The sequence below is a fragment of the Mesorhizobium sp. B263B2A genome (assembly GCF_020165775.1).
Lineage (GTDB): Bacteria > Pseudomonadota > Alphaproteobacteria > Rhizobiales > Rhizobiaceae > Mesorhizobium > Mesorhizobium opportunistum.
The window spans coordinates 1-25,693 of the sequence record NZ_JAIUIU010000043.1; the positions used below are offsets into that span (position 1 = coordinate 1).

23 protein-coding genes are annotated in these 25,693 nt (G+C 63.0%); 4 read left to right on the plus strand and 19 right to left on the minus strand.

Going from position 1 to position 25,693, the window contains the following annotated elements:
• The first annotated feature begins 137 nt into the window (after window positions 1–137).
• On the plus strand, window positions 138–383 hold the full coding sequence (locus LB568_RS32170; RefSeq protein WP_224732290.1) for a DUF680 domain-containing protein: 246 nt from the start codon (window positions 138–140) through the stop codon (window positions 381–383).
• Between the two features lie 76 nt (window positions 384–459).
• Here LB568_RS32170 and LB568_RS32175 read toward each other — a convergent pair whose 3' ends face one another.
• The 5 genes from LB568_RS32175 to LB568_RS32195 form a co-directional block, all read right to left on the minus strand.
• On the minus strand, window positions 460–1,572 hold the full coding sequence (locus LB568_RS32175; protein WP_013891619.1) for an ABC transporter ATP-binding protein: 1,113 nt from the start codon (window positions 1,570–1,572) through the stop codon (window positions 460–462).
• Window positions 1,573–1,597: 25 nt separating this feature from the next.
• Complete coding sequence (locus tag LB568_RS32180; RefSeq protein WP_224732291.1) at window positions 1,598–3,262, minus strand: alpha-glucosidase; 1,665 nt, start codon at window positions 3,260–3,262, stop codon at window positions 1,598–1,600.
• Window positions 3,263–3,266: 4 nt separating this feature from the next.
• Window positions 3,267–4,421 (minus strand): carbohydrate ABC transporter permease, encoded by a 1,155-nt coding sequence (locus LB568_RS32185; RefSeq protein WP_023765593.1) that lies wholly within the window; start codon window positions 4,419–4,421, stop codon window positions 3,267–3,269.
• Between the two features lies 1 nt (window position 4,422).
• Window positions 4,423–5,436 (minus strand): carbohydrate ABC transporter permease, encoded by a 1,014-nt coding sequence (locus LB568_RS32190; RefSeq protein WP_013891616.1) that lies wholly within the window; start codon window positions 5,434–5,436, stop codon window positions 4,423–4,425.
• A 235-nt stretch (window positions 5,437–5,671) separates the two neighbouring features.
• Entirely contained in the window at window positions 5,672–7,027 is a 1,356-nt protein-coding gene (locus LB568_RS32195) for an ABC transporter substrate-binding protein (protein WP_224732292.1), read from the minus strand.
• Between the two features lie 360 nt (window positions 7,028–7,387).
• Between LB568_RS32195 and LB568_RS32200 the strand changes: the two genes are divergently transcribed.
• Window positions 7,388–8,410, plus strand: a complete 1,023-nt coding sequence (locus LB568_RS32200) for a substrate-binding domain-containing protein (RefSeq protein WP_013891614.1) — start codon at window positions 7,388–7,390, stop codon at window positions 8,408–8,410.
• 115 nt (window positions 8,411–8,525) lie between these two features.
• Here the strand turns inward: LB568_RS32200 and LB568_RS32205 are convergent, their stop codons facing one another.
• The 10 genes from LB568_RS32205 to LB568_RS32250 all read right to left on the minus strand — a co-directional run bounded on the left by LB568_RS32205 (window position 8,526) and on the right by LB568_RS32250 (window position 21,304).
• Complete coding sequence (locus LB568_RS32205) at window positions 8,526–9,980, minus strand: S8 family serine peptidase (RefSeq protein WP_224732293.1); 1,455 nt, start codon at window positions 9,978–9,980, stop codon at window positions 8,526–8,528.
• Window positions 9,970–10,638: an anti-sigma factor gene (locus LB568_RS32210; RefSeq protein WP_224732294.1), complete on the minus strand. Its 669-nt coding sequence runs from the start codon at window positions 10,636–10,638 to the stop codon at window positions 9,970–9,972. The genes LB568_RS32205 and LB568_RS32210 overlap by 11 nt, the downstream gene beginning before the upstream one ends.
• Entirely contained in the window at window positions 10,635–11,201 is a 567-nt protein-coding gene (locus LB568_RS32215) for a sigma-70 family RNA polymerase sigma factor (protein WP_140570636.1), read from the minus strand. Before LB568_RS32215 ends, LB568_RS32210 begins: the two co-directional genes overlap by 4 nt.
• 276 nt (window positions 11,202–11,477) lie before the next feature.
• The gene (locus tag LB568_RS32220) at window positions 11,478–12,317 is read right to left on the minus strand and encodes an alkaline phosphatase family protein (protein WP_224732295.1); all 840 of its coding nucleotides are present in this window, start codon (window positions 12,315–12,317) and stop codon (window positions 11,478–11,480) included.
• Between the two features lie 85 nt (window positions 12,318–12,402).
• Window positions 12,403–13,992, minus strand: a complete 1,590-nt coding sequence (locus tag LB568_RS32225; protein ID WP_224732296.1) for an ABC transporter substrate-binding protein — start codon at window positions 13,990–13,992, stop codon at window positions 12,403–12,405.
• A 105-nt stretch (window positions 13,993–14,097) separates the two neighbouring features.
• On the minus strand, window positions 14,098–15,768 hold the full coding sequence (locus LB568_RS32230; protein WP_224732297.1) for an ABC transporter ATP-binding protein: 1,671 nt from the start codon (window positions 15,766–15,768) through the stop codon (window positions 14,098–14,100).
• On the minus strand, window positions 15,768–16,592 hold the full coding sequence (locus tag LB568_RS32235; RefSeq protein WP_023765586.1) for an ABC transporter permease: 825 nt from the start codon (window positions 16,590–16,592) through the stop codon (window positions 15,768–15,770). Before LB568_RS32235 ends, LB568_RS32230 begins: the two co-directional genes overlap by 1 nt.
• Window positions 16,593–16,601: 9 nt before the next feature.
• Complete coding sequence (locus LB568_RS32240; protein WP_140570628.1) at window positions 16,602–17,561, minus strand: ABC transporter permease; 960 nt, start codon at window positions 17,559–17,561, stop codon at window positions 16,602–16,604.
• 16 nt (window positions 17,562–17,577) lie between these two features.
• Window positions 17,578–19,164, minus strand: a complete 1,587-nt coding sequence (locus tag LB568_RS32245) for an ABC transporter substrate-binding protein (RefSeq protein ID WP_013891605.1) — start codon at window positions 19,162–19,164, stop codon at window positions 17,578–17,580.
• 154 nt (window positions 19,165–19,318) lie between these two features.
• Window positions 19,319–21,304, minus strand: a complete 1,986-nt coding sequence (locus LB568_RS32250) for a CocE/NonD family hydrolase (RefSeq protein WP_224732298.1) — start codon at window positions 21,302–21,304, stop codon at window positions 19,319–19,321.
• Window positions 21,305–21,483: 179 nt separating this feature from the next.
• On the opposite strand from LB568_RS32250, the gene LB568_RS32255 reads away from it, so the two are divergent.
• Complete coding sequence (locus LB568_RS32255; RefSeq protein ID WP_224732309.1) at window positions 21,484–21,738, plus strand: BrnT family toxin; 255 nt, start codon at window positions 21,484–21,486, stop codon at window positions 21,736–21,738.
• Window positions 21,725–22,036 (plus strand): BrnA antitoxin family protein, encoded by a 312-nt coding sequence (locus LB568_RS32260; RefSeq protein WP_013891602.1) that lies wholly within the window; start codon window positions 21,725–21,727, stop codon window positions 22,034–22,036. The genes LB568_RS32255 and LB568_RS32260 overlap by 14 nt, the downstream gene beginning before the upstream one ends.
• A gap of 10 nt (window positions 22,037–22,046) precedes the next feature.
• Here the strand turns inward: LB568_RS32260 and LB568_RS32265 are convergent, their stop codons facing one another.
• The 4 genes from LB568_RS32265 to puuE form a co-directional block, all read right to left on the minus strand.
• On the minus strand, window positions 22,047–22,640 hold the full coding sequence (locus tag LB568_RS32265) for a nucleoside deaminase (RefSeq protein WP_224732299.1): 594 nt from the start codon (window positions 22,638–22,640) through the stop codon (window positions 22,047–22,049).
• Between the two features lie 66 nt (window positions 22,641–22,706).
• Window positions 22,707–23,198 (minus strand): ureidoglycolate lyase, encoded by a 492-nt coding sequence (locus tag LB568_RS32270; protein ID WP_224732300.1) that lies wholly within the window; start codon window positions 23,196–23,198, stop codon window positions 22,707–22,709.
• An 11-nt stretch (window positions 23,199–23,209) separates the two neighbouring features.
• Complete coding sequence (locus LB568_RS32275; protein WP_224732301.1) at window positions 23,210–24,073, minus strand: bifunctional allantoicase/(S)-ureidoglycine aminohydrolase; 864 nt, start codon at window positions 24,071–24,073, stop codon at window positions 23,210–23,212.
• Window positions 24,074–24,083: 10 nt separating this feature from the next.
• The gene (gene puuE, locus LB568_RS32280) at window positions 24,084–25,502 is read right to left on the minus strand and encodes an allantoinase PuuE (protein ID WP_224732302.1); all 1,419 of its coding nucleotides are present in this window, start codon (window positions 25,500–25,502) and stop codon (window positions 24,084–24,086) included.
• Window positions 25,503–25,693 lie beyond the last annotated feature (191 nt).

A 25,693-nucleotide genomic window follows, 5' to 3' on the forward strand; every position in this document is an offset into this window, starting at 1 on the left:
CAAGAAGTCGGAACCGGCTGACCAGAAGCCTGTCTTCGGCGCCGACCACAACCTCTTCGGCAACAACTAACAGCCGACCCGGCAACGGCGGGTTTGCCCGCCGCTGCCGCGGAATTCGAGACTTCAGGAGACGTGAAATGAAGAAGATCATCCTTGCTGCCGCCGCCGTCCTGGCCGTTTCCGGCAGCGCTTTCGCCGGCAGCGACAATTATGGCTCCAACGGCGCCAACCAGCCTGCCGTGACTTCGACCGGTGTGGACGCTTCGCATACCGGTTCGATCCGCGACAGCGGCTCGCCTGTCTACAAGCTGCTCAATTCGTCGGGCAACGTGCAGAAGCCGACCCCCCAGAGCAATGACCGGGACCACTTCGGCAATCACTGACAAATCGAGATCGGTCTAACAAAGAGGGGGGGGCCATGCCCGCCCCTCTTTTTTGTCGTTACAGTTGGCTTTTAGCTCAAGCCGCCTTTGCTTCCGCCTCGTGCAGCGCGAAGGACCGGCCATCCGCGTCGAAGATATGCAGGTCCTCGGCATTGGCGCTCAGCCGCAATGTCGAGCCGCGCTTGACCTCGACATTGCCGGGCAGCTTGGTCACCAGCGGCAGGTCGGCGCGACCGATGTCGACATAGACCAGCTGGACCTCGCCGAGCTGTTCGACATAATCCACCGTGCCCTCGAACAGATAGTCCGTGCCGCTGGCGATGATCAGATCCTCTGGCCGCACACCGAAGCTTACCGCCGCGCCCTTCGCCGAAGCCGGTGTCGCGATCGGCACCGTCGCCTTGCGGCCGCCGACATGGCTGACGATTGTCGGGTTTCCGGTCTTGTCGATGGTCGCCGGCAGGATGTTCATGGCCGGCGAGCCGATGAACTGGGCGACGAACAGATTTCCGGGCTTCTTGTAGAGCTCCATCGGCGTGCCGACCTGTTCGATATGGCCTTCCTTGAGCACGACGATGCGATCGGCCAGCGTCATTGCCTCGACCTGGTCGTGGGTGACGTAGATCATGGTCGTGTTGGGCATCGATTCCTTGAGCTTGGCGATCTCGATGCGGGTGGCGACGCGGAGCGCCGCGTCGAGGTTCGACAGCGGCTCGTCGAACAGGAACACTTTCGGATTGCGCACGATGGCGCGACCGATGGCGACGCGCTGCCGCTGACCGCCCGACATCGCCTTGGGCAGCCGGTCGAGATATTTGGTCAACTGCAGGATCTCCGCCGCCTGGCGCACGCGCCGGTCGATCTCGGCCTTGTTCTCCTTGCCGATCTTCATCGAGAACGCCATGTTGTCGTAGACGGTCATGTGCGGATAGAGCGCGTAGGACTGGAACACCATGGCGATGCCCCGCTTCGACGGCGGCACGTCGTTGACCACCTCGCCATCGATCTTGAGCTCACCTGAGGTGATTTCCTCGAGCCCGGCTATGGAGCGCAGCAAGGTCGACTTGCCGCAGCCCGACGGACCCACGAAGACGATGAACTCGCCCGATTTGATATCGAGGTCGATGCCGTGGAGAATGTTGAGATTGCCGTAGGACTTCTTCACTTGCCTCAAATTGACATCGGCCATTGGTTCCTCCAGTGATTCCTAAAATTCAGTCGATGCGTCCGAACCAGGCGCCGTAACCGCCGAGTTCGATCGAACCGGTGCTCGCCTGCCCGGAAAACCCGTGTCCCGGCAAAGGGTGCAGTGATCGGCGGCCAAGGTCAACCTTGGCCGGCTTGGCGCCAAGGTTGAAGGCACAGACGATCTGCTCGTTGCCGGCCCGGCGGGTGAAGGCGACGGTGTCGCCCTGGCTTTCGATGAAGGTGATATCGCCCTTGGCCAGCGCGGGGTGGGCGCGGCGGAAGGTGAGAAAGCGCCGGTAGTGCTCGAGCAGGGAAGTCTCGTCGCCCTGCTGCACATTGACGGCCTGCGACAGGTGCTTGGCCGGCACCGGCAACCAGGGTTTTGCCTGGGAAAAGCCGCCGTTCTTGGCGCTGCCATCCCACACCATGGGCGTGCGGCAACCGTCGCGGCCCTTGAATTCCGGCCAGAAGCGGATGCCGTAGGGATCCTGCAGATCCTCGAAGCGCAGTTCGGCCTCGCCCAGGCCTAGCTCTTCGCCCTGGTAGATGCAGACCGAGCCGCGCAGCGACATCAGCAATGCCGAGATCACCTTGAGATAGGCGGTCGGGTCGGCTTCGCCAGCCGCCCAGCGCGAGGCCGGGCGCATCACGTCATGGTTGGAGAACGCCCAGCATGACCAGCCATCGGTGGCGACCTTGCCGAAGGTTTCCAGCACCGAGCGGACCTTGGCGGCGCTGATCTTTTCCGGCGCCAGGAAGTCGAAGGAATAGCACATGTGCACGCGTTTGCCGCCGGCCGTATAGGCTGCCACCACGTCCAGCCCACGCTGCGAATCGCCGACTTCGCCGACAGCGGCGGTTGCCGGATACTCGTCGAGCAGGGCGCGGAAACGCTCGAGGAAACCGAGGTTCTCCGGCCGGCTCTTGTCGTAGATATGGTCCTGGTAGTTGTAGGGGTTGACCGCCGGCGCCGTCTGGTCGTTGCGCTCCTCGGGCGCCAGCGGCGGATTGTTTTCCAGGCCCTGGCTGTGGAAGTAGAAATTGATGGTGTCGAGCCTGAAGCCGTCGACGCCGCGCTCCAGCCAGAAACGGGTGACGTCGAGCAGGGCGTCCTGGACCTCGCGGCTGTGGAAGTTGAGATCGGGCTGCTCGGCCAGGAAATTATGCAGGTAATATTGCTGGCGGCTGGTGTCCCATTGCCAGGCCGATCCGCCGAAGATTGACAGCCAGTTGTTGGGCGGGGTGCCGTCGGGCCTGGCGTCCGCCCAGACATACCAGTCCGCCTTGGGATTGGTGCGGCTCGACCGGCTTTCCTTGAACCAGGGATGGATGTCTGCGGTGTGCGACAGCACCTCGTCGATCATCACCTTGAGACCCAGCCGGTGCGCTTCCGCCGTCAGCGCATCGAAATCGGCCAGCGTGCCGAACATCGGGTCGACATCGCAATAATCCGAGACGTCGTAGCCGAAATCCTTCATCGGCGACGTGAAGAAAGGCGAAATCCAGATGGCGTCCGCGCCGAGTGCGGCAATATAAGGCAGCCGCTGGATGATGCCCTTGAGGTCGCCGATGCCGTCGCCGTTCGAATCCTGATAGCTGCGCGGATAGATCTGGTAGATCACCGCACCGCGCCACCAGTCGCGATCGATGGCGAGGTCAGGTTTCGAACTGGCTTTCAAAGCGGACTGCATGGTCTCAGCCTCCTTTCACCGAGCCGGCAAGCAGCCCGCGGACGAAATAGCGCTGCAGCGAGAAGAACACGATCAGCGGCACGATGATGGTCACGAACGCCGATGTCGTCAGGATCTCCCAATCGCCGCCGCGTGAACCAAGCAGCGCATTGAGCTTGGCCGTCAGCACGATCTGGTCTGCTTCCGTACCGAGGAAAACCATCGCCACCAGAAGATCGTTCCATACCCACAGGAACTGGAAGATGGCAAACGAGGCCAGCACCGGGAACGACAGCGGCAACACGATCTTGACGAAGATCTCGAAATCGCTGGCGCCATCGATGCGCGCCGATTCCATGATTTCGCGCGGCAGGCCGGCTATGTAGCTGCGTAGGAGATAGATGGCGAAGGGCAGGCCGAAGCCGGTATGCGCCAGCCAGATGCCGAGATAGGTTTTCGATGGCACGCCGAAGAACGAGCCGACCCCGTTGTAGAGTTTCAGCAGCGGGATCAGCGACATCTGCAGCGGCACCACCAGGAGGCCGATGATCACCGCGATCAGCAGCGCCCGGCCGGGAAAGCGCATCCAGGCCAGCGCATAGGCCGCGAAAGCCGCGATCAGGATCGGGATCACGGTCGCCGGGATGGTGACGGTGAGCGAGTTCATGAACGAGCGGCCGATGCCTTCCGAAAACAGCACGGACCGGTAGTTGTCGGTGGTGAATTTCGGCGGCGCCGACGAGGCGTAATAGAGGCGCTGGCCGCGGTCGCCCTCGAAAGCCTTGGGCGAGGTCATGACGAAGCTGCCGTCGGCATTGACCTGCAGGGTCACGCCGTCGCCGAGATCGGCCGATGTGCCGGCCGCATATTGCGTCGGTGCCGCCGACTTGACGCCGAAGGCGCTGATGTCGCGCTTGGCGCCGTCGCCAAAGATGTTGCCTTCCAGAACGAACTTGCCGTCCTTCTGAACCTGTGCCGAGGCGGGCGGCAGGCGACCGGCCTCGGTCTGGGTGGAACTGGCGAACGAATTCCACCAGCCCGAGGCGATGATCTGGTCCTTGTCGCGCAGCGAGGAGACCAGGATGCCGAGCGTTGGAATGGTCCAGATTGTCACGAAGACCAGCACCGCGATGTGAACGCCGAAGCGGCTGGCGAAGGAATTTCCGGTCGCGACGGCCATCTCAGTGCCCTCCCGTCTCTTTGTTGGCCTGGCGGATATTCCAGACCATGATCGGGATGACCGCGATCATGATGATGATGGCTATTGTCGCGCCACGGCCGAAATCGCCGCCGCCGCGGAACATCCAGTCGAACATTAGATTGGCCAGCACCTGGCTGTTCCACTGGCCGTTGGTCATGGTCAGCACGATGTCGAACACCTTGAGCACGAGAATGGTGATCGTGGTCCAGACGACGGCGATGGTGCCCCAGATCTGCGGCACCATGATCTTCCAGAAGATCTGGAACGGGTTGGCGCCGTCGATGACGGCGGCTTCCAGCGTTTCCTCGGGAATGCCGCGCAGCGCCGACGACAGGATGACCATGGCAAAGCCGGTCTGGATCCAGATCAGGATGACCATCAGAAAGAAATTGTTCCAGAACGGCAGCGATATCCAGACCTGCGGCTGGCCGCCGAAATGTTGGATGATGGCATTGAGGATGCCGATCTGTACCTGGCCCTCGCCGCGATACTCGTAGATGAATTTCCAGATCACGCTGGCGCCGACGAAGGAGATCGCCAGCGGCAGGAAGATCAGGCTCTTGGCAATCGTGCCCCACCAGATCTTGTCGGTGAGCACGGCAATGATCAGGCCGAGGAAAGTGCAGGCGGCGGGCACCACGGCCAGCCACAACACGTTGTTGAGGATCGAGTTGCGGAAGTCGCGGTCGCCGAACGCCCACTGATAGTTGGCCAGCCCGACAAAATTGACGCCGCCGCGATCGAGGAACGAAAGCCGTAGCGTCTCGATGACGGGATAGATCAGATAGATGGTCAGGATGATCATCGCCGGACCGACGAACAGCCACGGCCGCACCAGTCCCTGCCGGCGCAGATTGTCGATGGCCGCCGCGCCAGAGACGCCGCGCGACGGGAATATCAGGTCGACCAGTCTGTTGGCGCCCCAAAAATAGGCGACGCAGCCGCCGACGCCGATGATGATGACGAAAATAGCCGAGAAAATCTGAGCCGCCATGGGTCCCTCTCCCTGCGCATGATCGACCAGGCAATGCTGGCGATCGGATGCACCGACTTTCAGTCATTCGGAACAATTGAAACGCGAAGGTTTCCGGCGGAAGCCGCCGGTCGGACCGGGCCGAAGCCCGGATTCAGCATTGGGAGGACGACATGCATGAAACGAAGACCTAAAGCGCGTCGCGTGAATCCGTTTCGACGCGACGCGTTTTTAGGCTGCGGTCACCGCCGGTTGCCTATTTGATCCCGTCCCAGCTCTTCTGGATGTCGGTGGCGACATCCTGGGCGGACTTGCCGCCGACCAGGTCGATCATGCCGGTCCAGAATGAGCCGGCGCCGATCTTGCCGGGCATCAGGTCGGACCCGTCGAAGCGCACTGTCGTCGCGCCGACCAGGATCTCGCCCTGCTTCTTCAGCGCGTCGCTGCCATAGGCGTCCTTGTTGGCTCCCTTGAACGGGGTCACGAAGCTCTTTTGCGCCATCCACAATTCATGCGCGAGCGGCATCTCCAGGAACTTGATGAACTCGTGGGATGCCTTGGAATCCTTGGTGATCATCACCAATGTTCCGGCCACTTCCAGCGGCGTGCCCAGTTCCGGCTTGGAAGCGTAAGGCGGATAGTTGAAGAAGTCCGCATCCTGGCCGAGCTTTACGCCCTCCGGGAAGAAGGAGGGGATGAACGATGCCTGGTGGTGCATGTAGCATTTCGGTGGCACGCTGAAGAGGCCCTTCGGGCTATCGCGGAAGTCCGTCGCGGCGACCGCCTTGGCGCCGCCGTCGACCATCTTGTCGTCGGTGGCGATCTTGCCGAAAATGTCGATGGCGTTGACCACCGCCGGATCGGTGAACGGAATCTCGTTCTTCACCCACTTGTCGTAGACTTCCGGCGGCTGCGTCCTCAGCATGATGTCCTCGACCCAGTCGGTCGCCGGCCAGCCAGTGGCACCGCCGGAACCAAGCCCGATGCACCAGGGCTTGCCGCCGTCGGCGATGATCTTCTTTTCGAGTTCGGCCAGTTCCTCCTGCGTCTTCGGCACCTTGTAGCCGGCTTCCTCGAAATTATCGGGCGAGTACCAGACCAGACCCTTCACGTCGATCTTGTAGGGGAAGGCATAAAAGCCCGGCTTGCCGTCCTTGCCGTTATAAGTGCCAAGCTTGGCCCAGGAGTCGCCGGCGGCGTAGTTTTCCTTGATCCAGGCGGCGACATCGTCGCCCAGCGGGGTCAGCACTCCCTTGGAGGCAAGATCCTGGATCAGACCCGGTTGCGGCAGGATAGCGATATTCGGCGGGCTGCCCGCCTGCGTGTCGATGACGATCTGCTGCTCGTAGTTTTCGGACGAGGAGTATTTGATCTCGGCGCCGGTGGCTTCCGCGAAATAGTCGAGTACCGAACGGGCAAGCGCCTCGTCCTCACCGCGCCACGGACCAAAGATCGTCAGCGTCTCGCCCTTGAGGTCAACCTTCTTGAGTTCGTCGAAGTTGGCCCAGTGGAACCGCGCGTCCTCGCCTGGCTTGAACTTCAGTTCGGCATGCGCGGGCGCGTTCAGGGCGAGCGTGGCGAACGCGGCACCCAGCAAAAGCATTTTCTTCATCGGTATTCCCTCCCAGTGGGTCAAACACACCGGACGGAACCTCCATTCCGTCCGCCGACGCCGCAGGACTGTGACTCAGTCGCAAGGGAACCGCAACCTTTCGAAGAGTCTTCCAAAGCGCTTTGGCTTTGGTGATCTCGCCATTGAATCGATCAGGAGTCAAGAGGGTGACGCACTAATCGATTTAATTAGAGGCGTTCAGGACCAAAAAAGTGCGCTGCAGCATAGTTTTTTGGCGGTGCAGCAGCAATTTTTGTTTCAAACTCACCCCGGGCACGCTTATGGTCACAGTACCATGGCCGCATCTTTATGGTGCTTGGGTCGATTCAATCTAAAGCGCTTTGGGGATGGAGCCCTTTCGTGAACCTCAAGCAGCTCGCGCATATGCTGGCGCTTTCGCAGACCACGGTAAGCCGGGCGCTGAACGGTTATCCGGAGGTCAACGAGGAAACGCGAAGGCGCGTCATGGACGCCGCCAAGCGCCACGGCTACCGCCCCAATCCAAGCGCGCGGCGGCTGGCGACCGGCAAGTCCGGCATGATCGGCTATGTCCTGCCGACAGGTGCCGCCGTCGATATCGACCCACATTTCGTCGAATTCCTATCCGGCCTTGGCGACTATGCGCGTTCGCACGAACTCGACCTCGTGCTGTCGCCGGCCGACGCCGACGACCAGGAGACGACCTACCGGCGCATCGTCGCCAACCGCCAGGTCGATGCCGTCTATATCTCCTCTCCCAAGCCGCAGGACAATCGGGTGGCGCTGGTCAACACGCTCGGCATTCCCTTCATCGTCCATGGCCGCAGCGAAGGCTTCGATTTCGACTATCCTTATCTCGACATCGACAATGAGGGCGCCTTCCACGAGGCGGCGCGGCTGCTGGTCCAGCTCGGCCACCGGCGGCTGGCGCTGATCAACGGCGACGACGGCGAGACCTTCGCTATCCATCGCGAGCGCGGCGTGCGTCGTGCGCTCGCCGCGAGCGGGCTGGCCCTGGGCGAACGCCATGTCTGCTCCGTGGTCATGACCGAGGAGAACGGCTATCGCGCCACCAGGCGCCTGCTGGAGGCGAGCGACGCGCCGACGGCAATCGTCTGCTCCAGCCTGATCATGGCGCTGGGCGTCGTGCGCGCGGTGCGCGACCTCAGCCTAAGCATTCCGGGCGACGTCTCGCTGATCGCCCATGACGATGTCTTTCCCTGGCTGCGGCCGGAGAATTTTTCGGTGCCGCTGTCTACGACGCGCTCGTCCATCCGTCTCGCCGGCGCCCGGGTCGCCGAGCGTCTGGCGGCGCGGATATCGGGACTGGAAGAGGGGGCGCGTGGCGAGATCTGGCCGGTCGACCTGGTGATCAGGGGATCGGTCGCCGGAGCGCCGGCTTAGGTCGTGCCGGCGATTGGCGAAGGCGGCGAAGCGAGTAATCTCCCCCCTTGCGGGGGAGATGTCCGGCAGGACAGAGGGGGGTGCTGTCCTGCCAACGTCACAGGTCTGAGGGAACCTATTCCTTCCCCGCCCCAGCCGCTTTGATATCCAGCAGCCCGTAACCAAAATCGTTGTCGCGCCCCTTGGGGCCGAGATCCCTGGCCGTAGCGGCCAGCGCTTTCTCGATGTCGTCGGCCGAGCGGTCGGGCGCTGCGTGGATCAGATTGGCGATGGCGCCGCTGACGATCGCCGCGGCGAACGAGGTGCCGGTGACGACATCCGTACCGGCGCCGCTCGGTGCCACCATCTCGACGCCGGGCGCCGAGATGAAGACATAGGCGCCGCGATTGGCCTGCGGCATCAGCCCGTCCTTGGCGTCGGTTGCGGTCACCGCGATGACGCCGTCGAAGGCGGCCGGGTAGCCATAGGGCGCCTTCGGCCCGTTGTTGCCGGCGGCGGCGATCAGCACGATGCCCAGCGCGCGGGCATTTCTGCAGGCGACGCCGAGCAGGTCGTTCTTGGGCCCGACGAAGCTCATGTTGATGATGCGCACGTCCTGTTCGGCTGCCCAGTCGAGTGCGGAGAGAATGACGTCCATGGTCGACTTGCCGCCTTCGAAGGCGCGCGCGTGGTAGATCCTGGCGCCCGGCGCCATGCCTTCCAGCGCACCGACACCGGCGATCAGCCCATCGACCGAGGTGCCGTGATCGCGCTTTTCGATCGGCACGTCGGGCATGGCGTCGAACTGCCCGGCGATCACCCCGGCCAGCGCCGGATTGGTGTCGTCGATGCCGGTGTCGATCACCGCGACGCGGACATTCTCGCCGCTGGCCTGTTTGGCGTCGAGCGCGATGCGCTCGAAGGCATAGTTGACGATGCCGGCCGCCTGCTGCAGCGAATAGATGTGGTTGGGCTCGCGCCGCTGCGTGCGGCCGTCGGCGGCCAGCTGCGCCAGCACGATGCCGACCGGACGGCCGTCGGGAATGCCGAAGCGCACCAAAGTGGTGCCGAGCAGCCTGGACTGACGCTGCGAGCGCACCTCGAGGCCGAACGAGGCGGCGATCTGCTGCACGGCGCCGGCATCGCCGTCGACGGTCACCAGCACCTCGTCGGGCACGAAATCGCCGGCCACGGCGCGCGGCGGCTGAACGGCGATGAGATCGGTCGGCGAGACGATCGGCCCGCCAGCCGCGGCTCCAGCCTGTGTATCGGCGGGAACGGCCGGTGAGGTGCCCGGGTCCTGGCGTGGAGCGGGTGTCGGCACGGGGACCGGACTTTCGGCCGGATTGGGGAAGAGGTCGACGATCAAAGCAGGCAGAAAGACCGCGCCGGGTTGCCCGGCACCCGAACCGCCCTTTTCACCGCCATTGTCCTTGGCACAGTCGGCTGCCGTGGCATTGGCCGCGTTGTTGCAATCGATTTTCGTCCGGCCGGGACTGGTGGCGTTGGTCTGCGCCGACGCGGGCACGGCGGCGATTGTCATCGCCGCCGCAAGGATCGCCGCAAATCGAATGACCGCCTCAGCCGCCATCTGCCGGTTTCCTTCCCTCGATCACAGTGTCGGTGAAGGGCTGGGCGGCAATAAGGCCGATTTGCCTGGTGTAGTCGGTCGCATTGGCGGCCGGAATGCCGAGCCGGAACACGCCGTCGGCGGTCGGTCCGCCGATCACCTTCAGCCCGTTGCCACCGAGGAAGCCCGAAATATCGGACATCCTGGCGTCGGGCTTGAACTTGACCAGCGCGAACGGCATCTTGGCCAGGTCGTCTTCCGTGCCGGCAACCTCGAAATTGCCGCCCTTGCCGCCAGGTTGCACGAACGACTGCACCATGATCAGCGCCAACAGGACCGCGGCCGCCGCCCAGGCGACGCCGGCCGGCAGCGCCATGAAGCGGCCCCAGGCCTGCGCCAGCCAGGACGAGCCTGCCGGCACCCGCGCCGGTCCTGCCTCGGCGTCGAACGCCCTGGCGAAGCGGCTGAGTGCATCGGCCGGTGGGCGGATCGCCTCGTTGGCCGCCGATGCGCCGGAGAATTCGGCCTCGGCCTCGCCAAGGGCGGCCAGCGCCGAGGGATCGCTGGCCAGCCATTCCTCTACGGCTTCCAGGTCCGAGCCTTCCAGCGAGCCGTTCAGGTAGAACGGCAGCAGTGTTTCCATCTCGTCGCGGCGCGACATCTTTTCAGCGGCGCTCATGGCCACCCCCTGTCGTAACCGGCGGCCTTGAGGGCCTCGCCGAGTTTCTTGCGGGCGTAGAACATCCGGGTCTTGACGGTCGCGACCGGGATGCCGAGCACCTCGCCGATCTCGGTCACCGACTGTCCATGGTAATAGGCGAGATCGATCACCGTGCGGTGCTCTTCGGGCAAGGCGTCGATGAGGCGGCGCAAGGCGGCGGCCTTGTCCTCCTTCATGGTGACGACCTCGGGCGTGTCGGCGCCGTCGGGCACCGCGGCAGCGGCCTCGTCGTCGATCCAGTCTTCCTTTTTCTTGCGCAGCAGCGACAGCGCCTTGAACCGGGCGATGCCGAGCAGCCATGTCGAAACTTCGGAGCGACCCTCGAAGCCCGGCGCCTGGCGCCACAGTTCGAGAAACACCTCGTTCGCGATATCGTCCGCCATCATTTCCGATCCCGTCTGGCGCACCACGAAGCGGTAGACCCGCGCGTGATGACGCATGAACAGCAGCCGCACGGCGGCACGGTCGCCCTTCGCGACCCGGTCGACAAGCGCGCGATCGGTCTCCGTCGCTGCCGTCATGGCCGGTCGAGCCGCCTGGCTCCTGTCTGCTCTGTCGCTGATCGGTCCAAAAAGGTTCATCCTCCGCCAAGGAATTTGCGGAGGCTAACCGAAGAAAGGGGAGGTTGCCAGAGCATCCCTTCTCCCCGTCACTATACGGGGAGAAGGTGCCGGCAGGCGGATGAGGGGCAGCGCTGGCCTTGCGGGATCATATTCGATGTTGGCGCTGCCCCTCACCGTTACCCTCTCCCCGCAAAGAACGGGGAGAGGGGAGAAGTCAACGTCGCGGCCACCCGCTCACCCCAAAAACGCCTTCGCCTTCATCGTCGCCGGCACCGGCACGCCCAGCCGGCTCAGCACCGTCGGCGCCAGCTGCAGTTGGTCGAGCAGCGTGTTCGCATCCGGCCCTTTCTCCGACCCGAAATAATACAGCGCGAAATCCTGCATCTCGTCGTCGTGGCCGCCGTGATGGCCGCGATCGGTCTGGCCGTGGTCGGCGGTGACCATCACCTCATAGCCGGCCGCGATCCAGCCCGGCAGGAACCCCGCCAGCATGGCGTCCATGGCATAGACGGCATGGTCCATCTCATGGCAGTCGTGGCCGAAGCGATGGCCCATCGAGTCCAGCGTGCAGGTGTGCAGGATGCCGTAGTCGATGCCGTGGCGCTTGGTCAGCATGGTCAGCGTCGCGAATAGGTCGACATCGCTCGGCGTCATCTGGTTGCGCAGATTGTAGCCGGTCATGGTGTGGAAGCGGCCATGCGTGATCGGCCCGCCTGGCTCGTCGAACTCCATGTCCTCGACCAGATCAAACGGATAGGACCGGAAGAACTCCGACCAGTAGGAATGGGTCACCGCACCGGTTTTGCCGCCGGCCTTGCTGACCTCGGAGAAGATATCGGGCTGGCCGACGCGGAACCGGTTCTCGTTGGAGAGGATGCCATGCACCTGCGGCGACACCCCGGTGTGGATCGAGGCATAGCAGCAGGCCGAGGTCGACGGCAGCACGGAACGCATCTTCCAGACGCGTGCCTCGCCCGACTGCACCCAGCCCTCGAGGTTGCCCATCAGCCGGCGCCAGTTCCGGTAGGGCACGCCATCGAGGACGATCAGCAGAAGCTTGGATTTGAGCGCCATGGCTATTCCCCCTGCGATTGTCCGTTGAAAACGAGTGCGGCGCGTGTCGCACGGACACGCGGCGCCTGTCAGTGTCAGCGCAGTGCTAGGCGTTCAGCCAGCATTCATTCAGTGCGTAGCCGTCCATCATCTCGCCATTCGGGTTCTTGACCCAGCCGCTGATCTTGTTGGTGGCCGCGGCGTCGATGAACTGGTTGAAGAACGGCACGATCAGCCCGCCTTCGTCGCGCATCAGCACCGCCATGTCGTGATAGATCGCCTTGCGCTTGGCCTGGTCGAGTTCGGCGCGGGCTGTGAACAGCATCTTGTCGAACTCCGGCCGTTTGAAGCGCGTGTCGTTCCAGTCGGCGGTCGAGACATAGCCGGTGGAATACATCTGGTCCTGCGTGGCGCGCCCACCCCAGTAGGAGAGCGAGAAGGGCTGCTTGTTCCAGACTTCCGACCAGTAGCCGTCGCCCGGTTCGCGCTTGATCTCGATCTTGATGCCGGCCTTGGCGGCGCTCTGCTGGTAGAGCTGCGCAGCATCGACAGCGCCCGGGAAGGCGACGTCGGAGGTGCGCAGCACGATCGAGCCACTGTGGCCAGACTTCTTGTATGCCGCTGCCGCCTTTTCCGGATCGAACTTGCGCTGTTCGATGTCGGCTGAAAACAGCGGGTAGGCTTCGTTGATCGGGAAGTCATTGCCCACCGAGCCATAGCCGCGCAGGATTTTTTCGAGCAGTTCCTCGCGGTCCATGGCGAGCTTCAGCGCCATGCGCAGATCGTTGCTGTCGAAGGGTGCGGTGTCGCAGAACATGTTGAACGGATAGTAGCCGCGGCCGGAGACGTTTTCGATGGTGACGCCGGGAATGCGCTTGACCAGCTCGACGACCTTCGGCTCAACACGGTTGATCAGCTGCACCTGGCCACCTTGCAAGGCAGCCAGCCGCGCCGTCGCGTCATTGATGACGACGATCTCGATCTGGTCGGCATGGCCGGCCTTGTCGCCACGCCAGTAGTTGGCGAAACGCTCGCCGCCATGGCGCACGCCCGGCTGGTTGACGGTGACCTTGTAGGGACCGGCGCTGACGCCGGCATTTGGATTGTCCTTGCCGCCATTCGGCTGGATGACGAGGTGATAGTCGGCCATCAGATAGGGGAAATCGGCGTCGGCGTTGCCGAGCGTGACGATGACTTCCTTGCCGCTTGCCTTGACGCCCTTGATGTTCTTGAGGATGCCGAGCGCGCCGGACTTGGACTTTTCGTCGGCATGGCGCTCGATGGTGGCGGCGACGTCTTCCGCCGCGACCGTCTTGCCATTGTGGAACTCGATGCCGTCGCGGACCTTGATCGTCCAGGTCTTGGCGTCGGCTGAGGCGCCAATCTCTTCGGCAATGAGGTTCTCAACGCCGCCGTCGGGCTTGAGGCGGACCAGGAATTCGCCCCACTGCTTGCAGAAGCTGAAAGTGACCTGGCTGAGGTTCAGCGCCGGATCGAGGCTGTTGGTCGATTCACCGCCCTGCAGGCCGGCCTTTAGGATGCCGCCCTTGGCCGGCGTCTGCGCGAAGGCTTTGCCGGCCAATGTCGTTGCCAGCGCCGCCGACACGCCCAGTGCCGCCGTGCGGCCGAGGAAGTGGCGACGCGATATCCGGCCCTGGCCGGCGAGTTCAGCGAGATGGTCGAGTTCAGTCTTCATGTCCTACCCCTTTTGAAAACAACGTCACACCAGCGGCGCCCGTCCAACGGACGTGTGGCGCCCTAGTGTTGCATCTGGATGACGACAGTCGCCCGTGACCGGCGGCTAGTTCCCCGCGCTGGCCATGCGGCGGCCCTTGATCGCCTTTTCCAGCCAGCCGATCTCCATCTCGGGAACCGACGACAGCAAAAGGTCGGTATAGGCATCGAAGGGCGGCGTCAGCACCGTGCTCTTCGAGCCGTAGCGCACCACTTCGCCGCGATACATCACCGCGATCGAATCGGCGATCGACTTCACCGTGGCTAGGTCGTGGGTGATGAACAGGTAGGCGACGTTCTCCTCCTTCTGCAGTTCGAGCAAAAGCTTGAGGATGCCGTTGGCCACCAGCGGGTCGAGCGCCGAGGTCACCTCGTCGCAGATGATCAGCTTGGGCTTGGCGGCGAGCGAGCGAGCGATGCAGACGCGTTGCTTCTGGCCGCCGGAAAGCTCGGCCGGGTAACGGTCGGCAAAACCCTTGCCCATCTCGATCTTGTCGAGCAGTTCGGTCACGCGGGCGTCGCGCTGCCTGCCGCGCATGCCGAAATAGAACTCCAGCGGCCGGCCGATGATGGTGCCGACGGTCTGGCGCGGGTTCATCGCCACGTCGGCCATCTGGTAGATCATCTGCAACTGGCGCAGATCCTCCTTCGGCCGGTCGGCAAGCCGGTTGGCCAGCGGCCGCCCGTCGAAGGTCACCGTTCCCTGTTCCGGCGGCAAGAGGCCGGTGATGGCCCGCGCCAGGGTGGACTTGCCGGAGCCGGACTCGCCGACGACGGCCAGCGTCTGACCCGGGTAGATATCGACCGAGACGTTCTTCAGCACCTTCACATGGCCGCCAGCATAAGCGGCGGTGACGTTCTTGACCGACAGGAACGGTGTCGTGCCGGGCTTCTGCTCGGCGTGCTCGATCTCATGCACCGAGACCAGCGCGTTGGTGTATTCCTGGCGCGGCTCCTTGATGATCTGGCGCGTGCCGCCCCATTCGACCAGCCTTCCATGGCGCAGCACCATGATCTCGTCGGAAACCTGGGCGACGACGGCAAGGTCGTGGGTGATGTAGAGCGCCGCCACATGGGTGTCGCGGATGGCGTCCTTGATTGCCGCCAGAACGTCGATCTGCGTCGTCACGTCGAGCGCCGTCGTCGGCTCGTCGAAGACGATCAGGTCCGGCTCGGAACACAGCGCCATCGCCGTCATCACACGCTGCAGCTGGCCGCCCGAGACCTGGTGCGGGAAGCGCTCGCCGATCGTTTCGGGGTTGGGCAGGCTGAGCTTCTTGAAGAGTGCTATGGCCCGTTTCTCGGCCTCGGCCCGCGTCGCGGTGCCGTGCAGCAAGGTGGCTTCCACCACCTGGTCCATCAGCCGGTGCGCGGGGTTGAAGGCGGCCGCCGCCGACTGCGCGACATAGCAGACCTCGCGGCCGCGCAATTTGCGGAACCCTTCCTTGCCGCCCTTCAGGATATCGCGGCCGTTGAGCAAAACCTCGCCGCCGGTGATGCGCACGCCGCCACGGCCATAACCCATGGACGACAGGCCGATGGTCGACTTGCCGGCGCCGGATTCGCCGATGAGGCCGAGCACCTTGCCCTTTTCCAGGGTCAGCGAGACATCGTGCACCAGCACGATATTTTTTGGCGCTTCGCCCGGCGGGTACACCGTCGCCTCGATGCGCAAATTGCGGATATCGAGCAGCACGCCTGGTTTTCCCTGTCCGGGCTTCGCTTTGATATCGGCCATCACCCGCGTCCTCCCTTCAGGCTTGTCGTGCGGTTGAGGATCCAGTCGGCAACAAGGTTGACCGAGATGGCAAGCGCCGCGATCGCGCCTGCAGGGATGAGCGCCGCGGCGATGCCGAAGACGATGCCGTCCTTGTTCTCCTTGACCATGCCGCCCCAGTCGGCGTCCGGCGGCTGCACGCCAAGGCCGAGGAAGGACAAGGTCGACAGGAACAGCACCGCATAGATGAAGCGCAGGCCGAGTTCCGAGACCAGCGGCGACAACGCGTTGGGCAGGATCTCGCGGAAGATGATCCAGGCGCTGCCTTCGCCGCGCAGCTTGGCGGCTTCAACATAGTCCATGACGTTGATGTCGACGGCGACCGCGCGCGACAGGCGGTAAACGCGGGTCGAATCGAGAATGCCCATCACCAGGATCAGCGTCACCAGGTTCGTCGGCAGCACCGAAAGCACGACCAGGCCCATGATAAGCGTCGGGATCGACATCAGGAGATCGACGAGGCGCGACAGGATGGTGTCGAACCAGCCGCCGAACACCGCCGCCGAGAAACCGAGAATGGCGCCGAGCGAGAAGGACAGCGCGGTGGCAAGCACGGCGATGAACAGCGTGATGCGCGCGCCGTAGATCATGCGTGACAACAGATCGCGGCCGAGATTGTCGGTACCCAGAAAATGCGCCGCCGACATCGGTTCCCATACGTCGCCGACGATCTCGGCATTGTCGTGCGGCGAGATCCACGGTGCGAAGATCGCCGCCAGTACGAACAGCGCGGTCAGCACCAGGCCGATCAGAGCGGGAATGGGGATGCGTCTTATGTCAAGCATGCCCGCCCCTCACTTTGGATGTCTGAGACGCGGATTGGCGACGATCGCCGCTATGTCCGCGATGATGTTGAGGCTGATGTAGACGGCCGCGAAGATCAGGCCGACCGCCTGCACGACAGGCACGTCGCGCTTGGTGACATGGTCGACCAGATACTGCCCCATGCCGGGATAGACGAAGATCACCTCGACCACGACGACGCCGACGATAAGATAGGCGAGGTTGAGCATGACGACGTTGATGATCGGCGCGATGGCGTTCGGAAAGGCGTGTCTGCGGATGACCGCGAAGGCTGAAAGCCCCTTGAGCTCCGCGGTCTCGACATAGGCCGACTGCATGACGTTGAGGATCGCCGCGCGCGTCATGCGCATCATATGGGCAAGCACGACCAGCGTCAGTGCAGTCGCCGGCAAGGCGATGGCCTGCATGCGTTCGCCAAAGGGCATGCCGTCATAGACGGTCGAGATGGCGGGGAAGATCTGCCATTTCACGGCGAAGAAATAGACCAGGAGATAGCCGATGAAGAACTCCGGGAAGGAGGTCGAGGCCAGGGCCAGCCCGGAGATCAGCTTGTCGACCCAGCCATTGCGGTAGCGCACCGCGATCAGGCCGAGGATGATCGCCAGCGGCACGGCGACGATCGCCGCCCAGAAGGCGAGGAACAGCGTGTTCCACAGCCGGCCCTTGATCGATGTCGCGATATCCTGGCCGCTCGACATGGCGGTGCCCAGATCGCCGGTCAGCACCCCGCCGAGCCAGTGGAAATACCTGACATAGGCCGGGTCGTTGAGCCCGAGCTGCTCGCGCAGATTGGCGAGCGACTCCGGCGTCGCCGATTGTCCGAGAATGGCTTGCGCGACGTCGCCGGGCAGAATCTGGGTGCCGGCGAAGATCAGGACCGAAATGGCCAACAGAAGGAGGATGCCCAGCGCAATGCGCTGGGCAATCAGTTTCAGGATGGGTGAAGACATATCCGCAAAGCCGGACTCAGGCCTGCAGCCAGCACTTCGCCAAGGCGTAGCCGTTCATCAGCTCCTGATGCGGATCGTCAACCCAGCCATCGACCTTGGCACCGGTCGCGTCGATGAACTGGTTGAACATCGGTAGGATCAGGCCGCCCTCGTCGCGCACCAGGACAGCCATGTCGTGGTACATCTGCTTGCGCTTGGCCTCGTCGAGCTCGGCGCGCGCCGCCAGCACCATCTTGTCGAAATCCGGGCGCTTGAAACGCGTATCGTTCCAGTCGGCGGTCGACAGATAGGCGGTCGAATACATCTGGTCCTGCGTCGAGCGCCCGCCCCAATAGGAAGCGCAGAAGGGCTGCTTGTTCCAGACCTCGTTCCAATAGCCGTCGCCGGGCTCGCGCTTGAGCTCGATCTTGATGCCGGCCTTGGCGGCGCTCTGCTGGAAGAGCTGCGAGGCATCGACCGCGCCCGGGAAGGCGACGTCGGAGGTCCTCAAAAGCACGGTGCCATCATGGCCCGACTTCTTGTAATGGAACTTCGCCTTGTCCGGATCGTACTTGCGCTGTTCGATTTCCGTGAACAGCGGGTAGGCGGAGTTGATCGGGAAGTCATTGCCGAGCGATCCGTAGCCGCGCAGCACCTTGGTCAGCATCTCTTCGCGGTCGATCGCCAGCTTCAGCGCCATGCGCAGGTCGTTGTTGTCGAACGGCGCCGTGTTGCAATGCATGATGAAGACGTAGTGGCCCGGGCCGGCGTGGTTGCGGATGGTCACGCCCGGCACGCGCTTGATCAGGTCGACGATCTTCGGCTCGACGCGGTTGATCATGTTGACCTGGCCGCCCTGCAGAGCCGCCGTGCGCGCCGTCGCATCGTTGATGACGATGATCTCGATCTGGTCGGCATGGCCCATCTTGTCGCTCTGCCAGTAATTGGCGAAGCGCTCGCCGGCATGGCGCACGCCGGGTTCGTTGGTGGTGACCTTATAGGGTCCGGCCGAGATGCCGGCGTCGGCCTTGTCCTTGCCGCCATTGGGCTGGACGATCAGGTGATAGTCGCTGAGCAGGTAGGGAAGGTCGGCATTGGCTTCCTTCAGCGTCAGCACCACTTCCTTGCCATTGGCCTTGATGGTCTCGATGCCCTTCATGTAGCCGAGCGCACCGGATTTCGATTTCTCGTCGGAATGACGCTCGAGCGTCGCGGCCACGTCCTCGGCGGTTACCTTCTTGCCGTTGTGGAATTCGACGCCGTCGCGAATCTTCAGCGTCCATGTCTTGGCGTCCTTGGACGAGCCGATCTCCTCTGCGATGCGGTTCTCGAGTTTGCCGTCGGGCGACAGCTCGACGATCATTTCGCCCCAGCACTTGCCGAAGGCGAACGGCACCTGGGTCATGAACAGGGCGGGATCGAGACTGTTGGTGGATTCACCGCCGACCAGGCCGGCCTTCAATGTGCCACCCTTGACCGGACCGGCCGCCCGCGCCGCGCTTGAAAGCAGCGAGTTGGCGAAGGGTGCGGCGATGCCGAGCGCTGCCGCCCGGCCGAGAAAATCACGACGGCTCAGCTTGCCTGCTGCAACGCGCCGGCTAAGGAATTCGAGTTCATTCGACATTTTGAGTTCCTCACTCTGTTGGTTCGACTCTCTGGTCGATTTTCTTGCTTCTTGTGAGGGGAATAATGACCGTAAGGGAAAGCGGTAAGCAAGACCGAATGCGACATGCCGTGGCGTAAATCGTACGTCGCATTTGGACCAACCGTTTCAGTCCTCAAACCAGCGCGCGCGGAATTTTCTCCTCGAAATTCCGCTCGAAGACGAGGATTTCGCCCTCATAAGCTTCGATTCTGGCGCTGACGATGAAGTTTTGCGCGTCCGATCGCATCTCCGCCCATGTCTCGGTGCGCACCGACCATCCGTTTCGCGACAGCGTCTGCGTCCAGTGCGTCTTGCCCGACGCTGATAAGGGATTGTCAGGATGGATCGACCAGATCTCGCGGGCGATGCTGCCATTGGCCAGGCCATGGGCAAGATCGCACACCTCGCCGAAGTCGTCCGCTATGGAAAGCGTGACGATTCCCGTCTTTTCGTCGCGATCGACATGACGTTCGGAATTGGCGGGCCGAACCGTCTGGGTGGCCCAGGGCGCGGCGCCTTCCGGCTCGGCGAATGTCACCTCGCTGCCCTTGGCCAGCGGGCGCAAGGGAAGGGCCAGTGTCGCTGCCGACAAGGTGAGTTGAACCGGCTCCGGCGAGGGCCAGATCATTGGCCAATAGGCGTTCGAAACGGCAACGCGCAGGCGGTGGCCGGCCGGAACGCGGTAGGCGCATTGATCGAGCACGACGCGCGCCGAAATGGCCTCGCCCGGCACCAGCGCTTGCGGGAATTCGTGCGAGTCGCGGTGTGTCAGGTTGAGCACGCCGTAGGAGATCAGTTCCGAGGCTCCGTCGGGATGCACGTCGCACAGTCGGATCGCAATGTTGGCTTGCGGGCGATCGGACGAGAGCGTGACTTGGACTTCCGGTGCGCCGACAATGTCGAGCGCCTCAGCGAGTTCCGGCTGGTCGAAACACACCGACAGCGTATCGTCGGGACGCTGGTCACCTGGCAGTTCCGGGCCGAAGGTGAACGGGAAGTACTCGCCGCCAGCGAGACCGCAGCTTTGCGGCGAGGCGACGATGGCGGGTTTTGTGCCCTTGGAGATCAGCTCGATCGCTTGCGTCTTGATGGCGGGCGACGGCCACTGCTGTTCCGCCACCCAGCGGCCCGGCCGCTCGGGATGCCAGCGCGCCGGGCGCACGCTGTCCATCACATAGGCGCGATAGGCCGGATCGGCCTCAACGCCGGTGTCGATGCTCTTCAGCCAGCGGTCCCACCAGCGCAACGCTTCCTGCAGGAAGCCGATGGCCGGCTGAGGTCCGGCATAATGTGGATATTTGTGGATCCATGGGCCGACGATGCCCTTGACCGGTGCCTCGATGTTGCTGACGAGATTGGAGATCGTGTTGCGGTAACCGTCATGCCAGCCGCCGATCGACAGCACCGCTGCCTTGACCGCCGAAAAATCCTCGCAGATCGAGCCGCGTTTCCAGTAGGCGTCGCGGTGCTGGTGGCTGAGCCACAGCGGCAGAAGGAAGGACTGGTTCTCCAGCCGGGTCAGCCACAGATCGCGCCACCGGTTGTCGCCGGCGATCAGCGGATCCGGCGGCCGCGACGAATAGGAGAGCATCGTCGAAGCCCAGCCGAAATTCTCGATCAGCAGGCAGCCGCCCTTGTAGTGGATGTCGTCTGCGTAGCGGTCGACGGTCGAGCACAGGCTGATCACAGCCTTCAGCGCCGGCGGCTGTTTGGCCGCCACCTGCAGGCAGTTGAAGCCGCCCCAGGAAATGCCCATCATGCCGACATTACCGTTGCACCAAGGTTGAGCTGCCGCCCAGGCGATGACGTCGCAGGCGTCCTGCAATTCCTGCTCGGAATATTCGTCGTCCATCAGCCCTTCGGAATCGCCATTGCCTCGCATGTCGACGCGGATCGAGGCGTAGCCGTGGCCGGCAAAATAGGGATGCGTCAACTGATCGCGAAAGATGGTGCCGTCGCGCTTGCGGTAGGGCAGGTGCTCGAGAATGGCAGGCACCGGATCGTCGCCGGCGTCCTCCGGCATCCACACCCGCGCCGACAGCCGGCAGCCATCCGGCATGACGATGCCCATGTCCGGGAATTCGACGACCTTGCGGGGAAATTCGGTGACGGTTTTCATGGCTGCTCTCCAGGATATCAGTGACGCATGAAGCGCGCACATTACGAAGTCGAACGGACGACGGCCTGTGTCGCCGGGACGACGGTTGGCGCGAACATTTAACTTCTAACTTGCGTTATCCCGAGAATTTATGTATTACTTTTATTCACTCCAGTTCGACATACTGAGGATAATTACGCCTGAAAATCGTTTGGGATGAGCCGAAGCGCGTAACGAACCTCAAAAACCGGGGTCTCGATTTTGCCAAACTCGATATCGAGTTTTTTGCGACTTCAACCGTCCTGCCGGCCACGGCCGGCCGGCTCAAGGCGATTGGCGAATTCGGAGAGATCATTCTCGCCGTTATTTTTAAGCCGCTTGGTTCCGAAGCGATTTCGGTGATCTCGATGCGTCGTGCTAGCCGAAAGGAAAGGTCAGTATATGAACAACCCTAAGTCACGTATTCGGCCGCTTACCGATGAGGAGGAAGCGGAAATCCAAAGGCAAATCGCTGCTGATTCCGACGACGCGGAGGCGACTGACGAGCAATTGGCGCGAGCCAAGCCTTTCGCGGAAGCGTTTCCGGAACTTTTCGAAAGCATAAGGCGCGCTCGTGGCCGGCCTCCTGTGGAAAAGCCCAAGCAAGTTGTGTCCATCCGTCTGGATCAGGACGTCGTCAGAAAATTCAAGGCGACTGGCAAGGGCTGGCAGGCCAAGATAAATGAGGTATTGAAAAACGCGAAGGTAAGCTAGGCGATCCCTCTCAATTCAGCGGAATGTCGTTCTCGTCCTTGTTCGCCTGGTAGGCGCCGGAGAGTTCATCGTAACGCGCCGAAATCTTGCCGATGCGCGTTTCCAGCCTCTGGCGCTCGGCCTCCGGCAGCGCCCGCACCAGCCTGCGTATGGAGAAACTCTTCCAATAGGCGTTCTCGGCATTGTAGCCGCCGGGATCGAGGGTGAAGACCTCTTTCAGGATTTTCAGATCGTGCGGGATGGCGAAGCTGTCGCGCGAATCCTCATGGCTGAACAGATAGTAGAAATTGTCGAAGCCGGTCCAGGTGATTGCCGACAGGCAGAGCGAGCATGGTTCGTGCGTGGCGAGGAAGATGGCGTCCTTGGTATCGACGCGCTCCGCCCTGGGCATCTCGTAAAAACGCTTGAGGCAATGCACCTCGCCATGCCAGAGCGGGTTTTCGATCTCGTTGTTGGTCTCGGCCAGCACCAGCGAGCGGTCGTGCTTGCGCAGGATCGCCGCACCGAACAGCTTGTTGCCGTGGGCAACGCCTTCCTCCGTCTTCGGCACGATGTCGTGCTCGATGACGTCGAGCAGGCGGTCGATCAGCGAAACGTCGGTCATGACGGGTCTCCTGCTGCATGTCGCCCAAAAGTGCCTCGGTTTTGGGGTGACGACATGCACAAAAAATTATGGGAGATGGATCTCGTAGGCGTGCGAGAAATGGAATTCCTCGAGATTGGAGCCGTCGCCGCCACGATCGACGATCAGGAAGTCCTGAGCTTCGCCCAGTGGCGTCAGCACGCCATGCCAGAGATTGCGGGAATAGTTGATGCCTTGTCCGGGCGCGGTGATGAAGGCGTACGGTTCGCCCGGCCCCTCCTTGCCGTCATGGCAGACGACGACCAGGAATGGGCGCGGCGACAGCGGAATGAAGGCCTGGCTGCCGAACGGATGCCGCTCGACCATGGTCAGCTTCAGCGGCAGTTCGTAGGGCATGCCGCGCACCATCGAGATCAGCAGGCGGGCGTTCGGTCCCGTCGCCTCAGCGGTGGCGAGATCGTGGTAACGCTCGGCCTTGCCGCCATTGATCGGATAATGGTTGTCGCCCCCCATGTCGATGACGTCACCGAATTCGGCAAAGGCCTCACGGGTCAGCGGCCGAGCGACGATGTGAGCCAAGATGGGGCGGGTCACCGCGTGCGACCACCGATATCGGCACCGCCGAGCTTGGCGTGCCGGTTGACGTCCTTGTAGAGCAAATAGCGGAATTTCCCCGGGCCGCCGGCGTAGCAGGCCTGCGGGCAGAAGGCGCGCAGCCACATATAGTCGCCGGCCTCGACCTCGACCCAGTCCTGGTTCAGCCGATAGACCGCCTTGCCTTCAAGCACATAAAGCCCATGCTCCATCACATGTGTCTCGGCGAACGGAATGACGGCGCCGGGCTCGAGCGTGACGATGGTCATGTGCATGTCGTGGCGCAAATCGGCCGGATCGACGAACCGCGTCGTTGCCCAGCGGCCGTCGGTGCCAGGCATCGGCGTCGGCGCGATCTCCTGCTCGTTGGTGAAGAGGGCTTCAGGCACATCGAGACCGTCGACCGCTTCGTAAGCTTTTCGGATCCAGTGGAAACGGACAGCCGCCTTGCTCTCGTTGCGAACCGTCCAGCCGCTGGCCGGCGGCAGGAAGGCAAAGCCGCCGGGCCGCAACATATGCTTCTTGCCGGCAAGCAGAACCGTCAACTCGCCCTCGACCACGAACAGGGCGCCCTCGGCGCCGGCATCGGGTTCCGGCCGCTCGCTGCCGCCGCCGGGCGCGATCTCGACAATGTACTGCGAAAACGTCTCGGCGAAGCCGGACAGCGGACGCGACAGGATCCAGACGCGGGTCTCGTTCCAGAACGGCAAGGCGCTGGTGACGATGTCCTGCATCACCCCCTTGGGAATGACGGCATAGGCCTCGGTGAAGACGGCGCGGCCGGTCAAAAGCTCGTTCTGGCCGGAATGGCCGCCATGTGGAGCATAATAGGTTCGCTCGGGCATCCTGATCGTATCCATGGGTTCAAACCTATTGCGGTAGCATGTCCCTGAGGCGGAGCAGCGCGATGCGCTCGACCTGTTTGCAGGCGGTCTCGAATTCGACGCCGCGGCCGTTGCCGATGCGGGCTTCGAATTCCGCCAGGATTTCCTCCTTGGTCTTTCCCTTCACCGCGATGATGAAGGGGAAGCCGAAAGTGGTGACGTAGGCGGCGTTGAGCTTGGAGAACAATTCGCGCTCCTTGTCGGTCAGCGCGTCGAGCCCAGCGGAGGCCTGTTCCCGGGTCGATTCCGCCGTCAGCCGCCTGGCCTTGGCCAATTTGCCGGCCAGGTCGGGATGGGCGTTGAGCACGCCGAGCCGCTCGGTCTCGCTGGCCGAGCGGAAGACGCGGCAGAGCGCATTGTGCAGGCCGCCGGCCGTGTCGTGCGCCGGGCCTAGTTCCAGTTCGTAGGCCCGCTCCGCGATCCAGGGCGAATGCTCGAACACGCCGCCGAAGCTGTGAACGAAGGTTTCGAATTCCATTTTCGATGGGCGCAGCGCCGCCTGCCTGTAGGGATGATTTTCCTGCCAGTGCCTGGCGATGTCGATGCGCCGCGCCAGCCAGACCTTGTCGTGCGACTTCACATAGTCGACGAAGCGTTTCAGCGCCGCCACCCGCCCCGGCCGCCCGACGAGCCGGCAATGCAGGCCGATGTTCATCATGCGCGGCCGGCCCGCCTTGCCCTCGGCATAGAGCGTGTCGAAACTGTCCTTGAGGTAGGCGAAGAACTGGTCACCCGAGTTGAAGCCTTGCGGCGTGGCGAAGCGCATATCGTTGGCGTCGAGCGTATAGGGGATGATGAGCTGCGTGCCGCCCGCATGCTCGTACCAGTAGGGCAGTTCGTCGTCATAGGTATCCGACACGTAGTCGAAGCCGCCCTCTTCGGCGACCAGCCGCACCGTGTTGACCGAGGTGCGGCCCGTATACCAGCCGGTCGGGCGCTGGCCTGTGACCTCGTAATGCAGCTTGATCGCGGCTTCGAGGTCGCGGCGTTCGTCCTCGGCGCTGTGGTCGCGGTAGTCGATCCATCTCAGCCCATGCGAGGCGATTTCCCAGCCAGCCTCCTGCATGGCCGTCACCTGGTCGGGCGAGCGTGCCAACGCGGTGGCGACGCCGTAGCAGGTCACCGGCACCTGGCTCTCGCTGAACAGGCGCAGCAGCCGCCAGAAACCGGCCCGCGCCCCGTATTCGTAGATCGATTCCATGTTCCAGTGGCGCTGGCCCACCCAGGCCGCGGCGCCGACGATCTCCGACAGGAAGGCTTCCGAAGCCTTGTCGCCGTGCAGCACGCAGTTCTCGCCACCCTCTTCGTAGTTGACGACGAACTGCACCGCGACATGCGCTCCGCCAGGCCATTTCGGATCCGGTGGATTGGCTCCATAGCCGCGCATGTCTCTTTCGTAACGCATCGTCCCTCCCGCGGGGCATCGCCCGAAGTATGATCAGGATATCGAAAGGGTGCTTCTCGCATTCCCCCGAAAATTTTTGAAAGTGTTTTTGTCGCACTCCGCTCGACCGGGACTTATGCATCGCCTTTAATTGGCGCACAATTCATCACTTGTGTTCGATTGTACCAGCCAGTTCGTTCAACTGGGAAAGG

Coding starts and splice junctions, on each gene's coding strand:
- LB568_RS32170 (WP_224732290.1), top strand. CDS start 138: ATGAAGAAGATCATCCTTGCTGCCGCCGCCGTCCTGGCCGTTTCCGGC.
- LB568_RS32175 (WP_013891619.1), bottom strand. CDS start 1,572: ATGGCCGATGTCAATTTGAGGCAAGTGAAGAAGTCCTACGGCAATCTC.
- LB568_RS32180 (WP_224732291.1), bottom strand. CDS start 3,262: ATGCAGTCCGCTTTGAAAGCCAGTTCGAAACCTGACCTCGCCATCGAT.
- LB568_RS32185 (WP_023765593.1), bottom strand. CDS start 4,421: ATGGCCGTCGCGACCGGAAATTCCTTCGCCAGCCGCTTCGGCGTTCAC.
- LB568_RS32190 (WP_013891616.1), bottom strand. CDS start 5,436: ATGGCGGCTCAGATTTTCTCGGCTATTTTCGTCATCATCATCGGCGTC.
- LB568_RS32195 (WP_224732292.1), bottom strand. CDS start 7,027: ATGAAGAAAATGCTTTTGCTGGGTGCCGCGTTCGCCACGCTCGCCCTG.
- LB568_RS32205 (WP_224732293.1), bottom strand. CDS start 9,980: ATGGCGGCTGAGGCGGTCATTCGATTTGCGGCGATCCTTGCGGCGGCG.
- LB568_RS32210 (WP_224732294.1), bottom strand. CDS start 10,638: ATGAGCGCCGCTGAAAAGATGTCGCGCCGCGACGAGATGGAAACACTG.
- LB568_RS32215 (WP_140570636.1), bottom strand. CDS start 11,201: ATGACGGCAGCGACGGAGACCGATCGCGCGCTTGTCGACCGGGTCGCG.
- LB568_RS32220 (WP_224732295.1), bottom strand. CDS start 12,317: ATGGCGCTCAAATCCAAGCTTCTGCTGATCGTCCTCGATGGCGTGCCC.
- LB568_RS32225 (WP_224732296.1), bottom strand. CDS start 13,992: ATGAAGACTGAACTCGACCATCTCGCTGAACTCGCCGGCCAGGGCCGG.
- LB568_RS32230 (WP_224732297.1), bottom strand. CDS start 15,768: ATGGCCGATATCAAAGCGAAGCCCGGACAGGGAAAACCAGGCGTGCTG.
- LB568_RS32235 (WP_023765586.1), bottom strand. CDS start 16,592: ATGCTTGACATAAGACGCATCCCCATTCCCGCTCTGATCGGCCTGGTG.
- LB568_RS32240 (WP_140570628.1), bottom strand. CDS start 17,561: ATGTCTTCACCCATCCTGAAACTGATTGCCCAGCGCATTGCGCTGGGC.
- LB568_RS32245 (WP_013891605.1), bottom strand. CDS start 19,164: ATGTCGAATGAACTCGAATTCCTTAGCCGGCGCGTTGCAGCAGGCAAG.
- LB568_RS32250 (WP_224732298.1), bottom strand. CDS start 21,304: ATGAAAACCGTCACCGAATTTCCCCGCAAGGTCGTCGAATTCCCGGAC.
- LB568_RS32260 (WP_013891602.1), top strand. CDS start 21,725: ATGAACAACCCTAAGTCACGTATTCGGCCGCTTACCGATGAGGAGGAA.
- LB568_RS32265 (WP_224732299.1), bottom strand. CDS start 22,640: ATGACCGACGTTTCGCTGATCGACCGCCTGCTCGACGTCATCGAGCAC.
- LB568_RS32275 (WP_224732301.1), bottom strand. CDS start 24,073: ATGGATACGATCAGGATGCCCGAGCGAACCTATTATGCTCCACATGGC.
- puuE (WP_224732302.1), bottom strand. CDS start 25,502: ATGCGTTACGAAAGAGACATGCGCGGCTATGGAGCCAATCCACCGGAT.